The sequence below is a fragment of the Streptomyces sp. NRRL WC-3549 genome, from assembly GCF_000721935.1.
GTDB lineage: Bacteria > Actinomycetota > Actinomycetes > Streptomycetales > Streptomycetaceae > Streptomyces.
In genome coordinates this window covers 82,559-87,592 of sequence record NZ_KL585437.1, presented here as the reverse complement: position 1 = coordinate 87,592, position 5,034 = coordinate 82,559, and the positions used below count along the sequence as shown (strand labels likewise).

At 70.2% G+C, this 5,034-nt stretch carries 5 protein-coding genes; all 5 read left to right on the top strand.

Annotation, left to right across the window (positions count from 1 at the left end):
• The coding region (gene ftsW / locus IH13_RS0132200; RefSeq protein ID WP_110085076.1) for a putative lipid II flippase FtsW at window positions 1–1,208 on the top strand (1,208 nt) is incomplete at its 5' end.
• Window positions 1,209–1,214: 6 nt separating this feature from the next.
• Complete coding sequence (gene murG, locus IH13_RS0132195; protein ID WP_031089992.1) at window positions 1,215–2,309, top strand: undecaprenyldiphospho-muramoylpentapeptide beta-N-acetylglucosaminyltransferase; 1,095 nt, start codon at window positions 1,215–1,217, stop codon at window positions 2,307–2,309.
• A 49-nt stretch (window positions 2,310–2,358) separates the two neighbouring features.
• Window positions 2,359–3,153: a cell division protein FtsQ/DivIB gene (locus IH13_RS0132190; RefSeq protein ID WP_031089991.1), complete on the top strand. Its 795-nt coding sequence runs from the start codon at window positions 2,359–2,361 to the stop codon at window positions 3,151–3,153.
• 276 nt (window positions 3,154–3,429) lie between these two features.
• Window positions 3,430–4,653: a cell division protein FtsZ gene (gene ftsZ, locus IH13_RS0132185; RefSeq protein ID WP_031089989.1), complete on the top strand. Its 1,224-nt coding sequence runs from the start codon at window positions 3,430–3,432 to the stop codon at window positions 4,651–4,653.
• Window positions 4,654–4,733: 80 nt separating this feature from the next.
• On the top strand, window positions 4,734–5,034 hold a 301-nt coding region (locus IH13_RS0132180), incomplete at its 3' end, for a laccase domain-containing protein (RefSeq protein WP_420713425.1).

Sequence of the window (5,034 nt, the reverse complement as noted above, 5' to 3'; positions counted from 1 at the left end):
CGCCCCGCCGGGCCTGGGACCGTCCGCTGACCGCGTACTACCTGATCCTCGGCGCCGGGCTGCTGATCACCGTGCTCGGGCTCGTGATGGTCTACTCGGCCTCGATGATCAAGGCGCTGGAACTCTCCAGACCCAGTACCTACTTCTTCCGCAAGCAGTTCCTCGCCGCCGTGATCGGCGCCGGGCTGATGCTGCTGGCCGCCCGGATGCCCGTCAAACTGCACCGGGCCCTCGCCTATCCGCTGCTCCTGGCCACCGTCTTCCTGATGATCCTGGTCCAGGTTCCGGGGATAGGGATGTCGGTCAACGGCAACCAGAACTGGCTCTACCTCGGCGGCCCCTTCCAGCTCCAGCCCAGCGAGTTCGGCAAGCTCGCCCTCATCCTCTGGGGCGCCGACCTCATCGCCCGGAAGCACGACAAGCGGCTGCTGTCCCAGTGGAAGCACATGCTCGTGCCGCTCGTCCCGGTCGCCTTCATGCTGCTCGGTCTGATCATGCTCGGCGGCGACATGGGAACGGCGATCATCCTCACCGCCATCCTGTTCGGCCTGCTCTGGCTCGCCGGGGCGCCCACCCGGCTCTTCGCCGGGGTGCTCGCCTTCGCCGGGGCCATCGGCTTCCTGCTGATCAAGACCAGCCCCAACCGGATGTCCCGGCTCGCCTGCATGGGGGTCAGCGAACCCACCCCGGACGGCGGCTGCTGGCAGGCGGTCCACGGAATCTACGCCCTGGCCTCCGGCGGATGGTTCGGTTCCGGGCTGGGTGCGAGTGTGGAAAAATGGGGTCAACTGCCGGAACCTCACACCGACTTCATCTTCGCCATCACCGGGGAGGAACTGGGCCTGGCGGGGACGCTGTCGGTACTCGCCCTCTTCGCGGCTCTAGGCTATGCGGGTATCCGCGTGGCCGGACGCACGGAGGACCCCTTCGTGAGGTACGCAGCGGGAGGCGTGACCACCTGGATCATGGTGCAGGCCGTGATCAACATCGGTGCGGTGCTCGGTCTGTTGCCGATCGCCGGAGTCCCGCTGCCGCTGTTCTCCTACGGAGGATCGGCCCTGCTGCCGACCATGTTCGCTGTCGGGCTCATGATCGCCTTCGCGCGAGAGGACCCTGCGGCGAGAGCGGCCCTGGCCATGCGGAGGCCCGGGGTCAGATGGAAGACGATGAGACGGCGCATCATGAAGCGTCCGTCCGGAGAGCGGTGAATTTCGGTGCATGTCGTACTCGCCGGCGGGGGGACCGCCGGGCACATCGAGCCCGCGCTTGCCCTCGCAGACGCCCTGCGCAGGCAGGACCCGACCGTGGGAATCACTGCCCTCGGCACGGAACGCGGACTCGAGACCAGGCTCGTACCCGAGCGGGGTTACGAACTGGCGCTGATCCCCGCCGTACCGCTGCCGCGTAAGCCCACGCCCGAGCTGATCACCGTGCCCGGGCGGCTGCGCGGCACCATCAAGGCCGCCGAGCAGATCCTGGAGCGGACCAAGGCCGACTGCGTGGTCGGCTTCGGCGGATACGTCGCCCTGCCCGGCTACCTCGCGGCCAAGCGCGCCGGCGTCCCGATCGTGGTCCACGAGGCCAACGCCCGTCCGGGCCTCGCCAACAAGATCGGCTCGCGGTACGCCCACGGGGTCGCCGTCTCCACCCCCGACAGCAAGCTGCGGGGCGCCCGCTACATCGGCATCCCGCTGCGGCGCACCATCGCCACCCTGGACCGCGCCCGGGTGCGCCCCGAGGCGCGCGACACGTTCGGCCTGGACCCCAACCTGCCGACGCTGCTGGTCTCCGGCGGCTCGCAGGGCGCCCGCCACCTCAACGAGGTCGTCCAGCGGGTCGCGCCGCTGCTCCAGCGGTCCGGGATCCAGATCCTCCACGTGGTCGGACCGAAGAACGAATTGCCGCGTATCGACAACATGCCCGGTATGCCGCCCTATATCCCGGTACCGTACGTGGACCGGATGGATCTGGCGTACGCGGCGGCCGACATGATGCTCTGCCGCGCGGGCGCGATGACCGTCGCCGAACTCTCCGCCGTCGGGCTCCCGGCCGCCTACGTCCCGCTGCCCATCGGCAACGGCGAACAGCGGCTCAACGCCCAGCCGGTGGTGAACGCGGGCGGCGGCCTGCTGGTGGACGACGCGGCGCTCACCCCGGAGTGGGTGCAGGGCAACGTCCTTCCGGTGCTGTCGGATCCGCACCGGCTGTACGAGATGTCCCGCGCCGCCGCCGAGTTCGGGCGGCGCGACGCCGACGACCTGCTCGTCGGCATGGTGTACGAGGCGATTGCCGCACGCCGCCAGGCGTGAGGCGGTGCGGACCCGGGGCGCGCGCCCCGGGTCCGGCGAAGGAGCGAGCGTGGCCGGACCGACGACCGCCCAGCGCGGCGCAGCCAAGCGGGCCGACACCCCCGCCGGACCCCCGCGTATCGATCCGCGGGGGCGCCGGCTGACCGGCCGTACGAGGCTGGTGGTGGCCTCAGTTGCCGTGGTGCTGGTCGCCGCGGCCACGGTCTGGGTGCTCTACGGCTCGTCCTGGACCCGGGTCGAGCACGTCACCACCACCGGCACCGACGTCCTGACCCGTTCTGAGGTGGAGGCCGCCGCGGCCGTGCCGGTGGGTGGACCGCTGGTGTCCGTGGACACCGACGCCATCGCGGCACGGTTGCGCCAGAAGGTGCCCCGTATCGACTCCGTGGATGTCGTGCGGTCATGGCCGCACGGTATCGGCCTTAAAGTGACCGAACGAAAGCCGGTCCTGGTGGTGAAAAAGGGCGCGAAGTTCATCGAAGTGGACGCGAAAGGTGTGCGTTTCGCCACGGTGGACGAACGGCCCGGACACGTACCGCTGCTGGAACTGAGGGCCGACCGGTCGGCGAGCCTGAAGCGCTACGGAAGTGACCGTCTGTTGCGGGAAGCGGTTCGGGTTGCGGGCGACCTTCCGGGGAAGGTGGCCGGGGAGACGGAGACCGTGCGGATCACTTCGTACGACTCCGTCGTCCTGGAACTGACAGGGGGGCGCACGGTGATGTGGGGCAGTGGTGAACGGGGGCCTGTGAAGGCCCGCGTGCTCACCGCGCTCATGAAAGCCGCCCCCGAAGCGGGGCACTTCGACGTGAGTGCCCCCACCGCACCCGCGGTGTCGAAGAGTTGACGCGCATTTGGCCTGGCCAGCACCCTGGTTGGTCAGCGCTACGGGTGATCACATAGGGTGAAAAGAAAAACGGGAGGTTCGGCGTGTTCGTTGAACGTGCGCCGCTTGTCGACTTAGTGTCCTGTTCGGAAGAGTCCGGGAAGCAGACACACTGGTAACCCTAAAGTTGAACGTTAGGGTTTGGGTCGGCGTTCGGACCGTCCCCATCGACATCCGTCGTCGCGGCGGTGCCACCGCAGAGCGACGACACGTAACTCGAGGCGAGAGGCCTTCGACGTGGCAGCACCGCAGAACTACCTCGCAGTCATCAAGGTCATCGGTGTCGGCGGCGGTGGTGTCAATGCCATCAACCGAATGATCGAGGTCGGCCTCAAGGGCGTCGAGTTCATCGCGATCAACACCGATGCGCAGGCACTGCTGATGAGCGACGCCGACGTCAAGCTGGACGTCGGCCGCGAACTCACCCGGGGCCTCGGCGCCGGGGCGAACCCGGCCGTCGGCCGCAAGGCCGCGGAGGACCACCGCGAGGAGATCGAGGAGGTCCTCAAGGGGGCCGACATGGTCTTCGTCACCGCCGGTGAAGGCGGCGGCACGGGCACCGGCGGCGCGCCCGTCGTGGCCAACATCGCCCGTTCGCTGGGCGCCCTGACGATCGGCGTGGTCACCCGCCCGTTCACCTTCGAGGGCCGGCGCCGCGCGAACCAGGCGGAGGACGGCATCGCCGAGCTCCGCGAAGAGGTCGACACCCTCATCGTCATCCCCAACGACCGGCTGCTGTCCATCTCGGACCGCCAGGTCAGCGTGCTCGACGCGTTCAAGTCGGCCGACCAGGTGCTGCTCTCGGGCGTCCAGGGCATCACCGACCTCATCACCACCCCCGGCCTGATCAACCTGGACTTCGCCGACGTCAAGTCGGTCATGTCCGAGGCCGGTTCCGCGCTCATGGGCATCGGTTCGGCACGCGGCGACGACCGTGCGGTGGCCGCCGCCGAGATGGCGATCTCCTCGCCGCTCCTGGAGGCGTCCATCGACGGCGCCCGTGGTGTCCTGCTCTCCATCTCCGGCGGCAGCGACCTCGGTCTCTTCGAGATCAACGAGGCCGCGCAGCTGGTGAGCGAGGCGGCCCACCCGGAGGCGAACATCATCTTCGGAGCGGTCATCGACGACGCCCTGGGCGACGAGGTGCGGGTCACCGTGATCGCCGCCGGCTTCGACGGCGGACAGCCGCCCGCCCGCCGCGAGAACGTCCTCGGGGCGAGCTCCGGCAAGCGCGAGGAGCCGGCCCCGCCGGCCCGGGCCGCCGAACCGGTGCGTCCGGCGGGCACGCTGGGCTCCGTCCCCCCGCGCGAGGAACCCCAGCAGGCCCCGGCCGAACAGCCGGCCCCGGTGACGAGCGAGGGCTCGTCGCTGCCGCCGGTCGGCCCGCCGCACGTCCCGACGGCCCGTCCCTACCAGGACACCCAGGCCGAAGAGCTGGACGTACCGGACTTCTTGAAGTGATAGACCCGCAGCACGCGGTGCACACCGCGGTGGCTTCGGCGGGCGGCGCGCACTTCGCCTTCACCGACAGGTGGGGCGGGGTGAGCGCCGCTCCGTACGAGCGGCTCAACCTCGGCGGCGCGGTCGGTGACGACCCCGCCGCCGTCCTCGCGAACCGCGGGCTCGCGGCCCGCCACCTCGGTCTGGACCCGGAGCGGGTCGTCTGGATGAACCAGGTGCACGGCCGTGAGGTCGCCGTGGTCGACGGCCCGTGGGGCGAGGCCGCCGAGATCCCCGCGGTGGACGCGGTGGTGACGGCCCGTCGCGGTCTGCCGCTCGCGGTGCTCACCGCCGACTGCACGCCCGTGCTGCTCGCCGACCCGGCGGCCGGTGTGGCCGCCG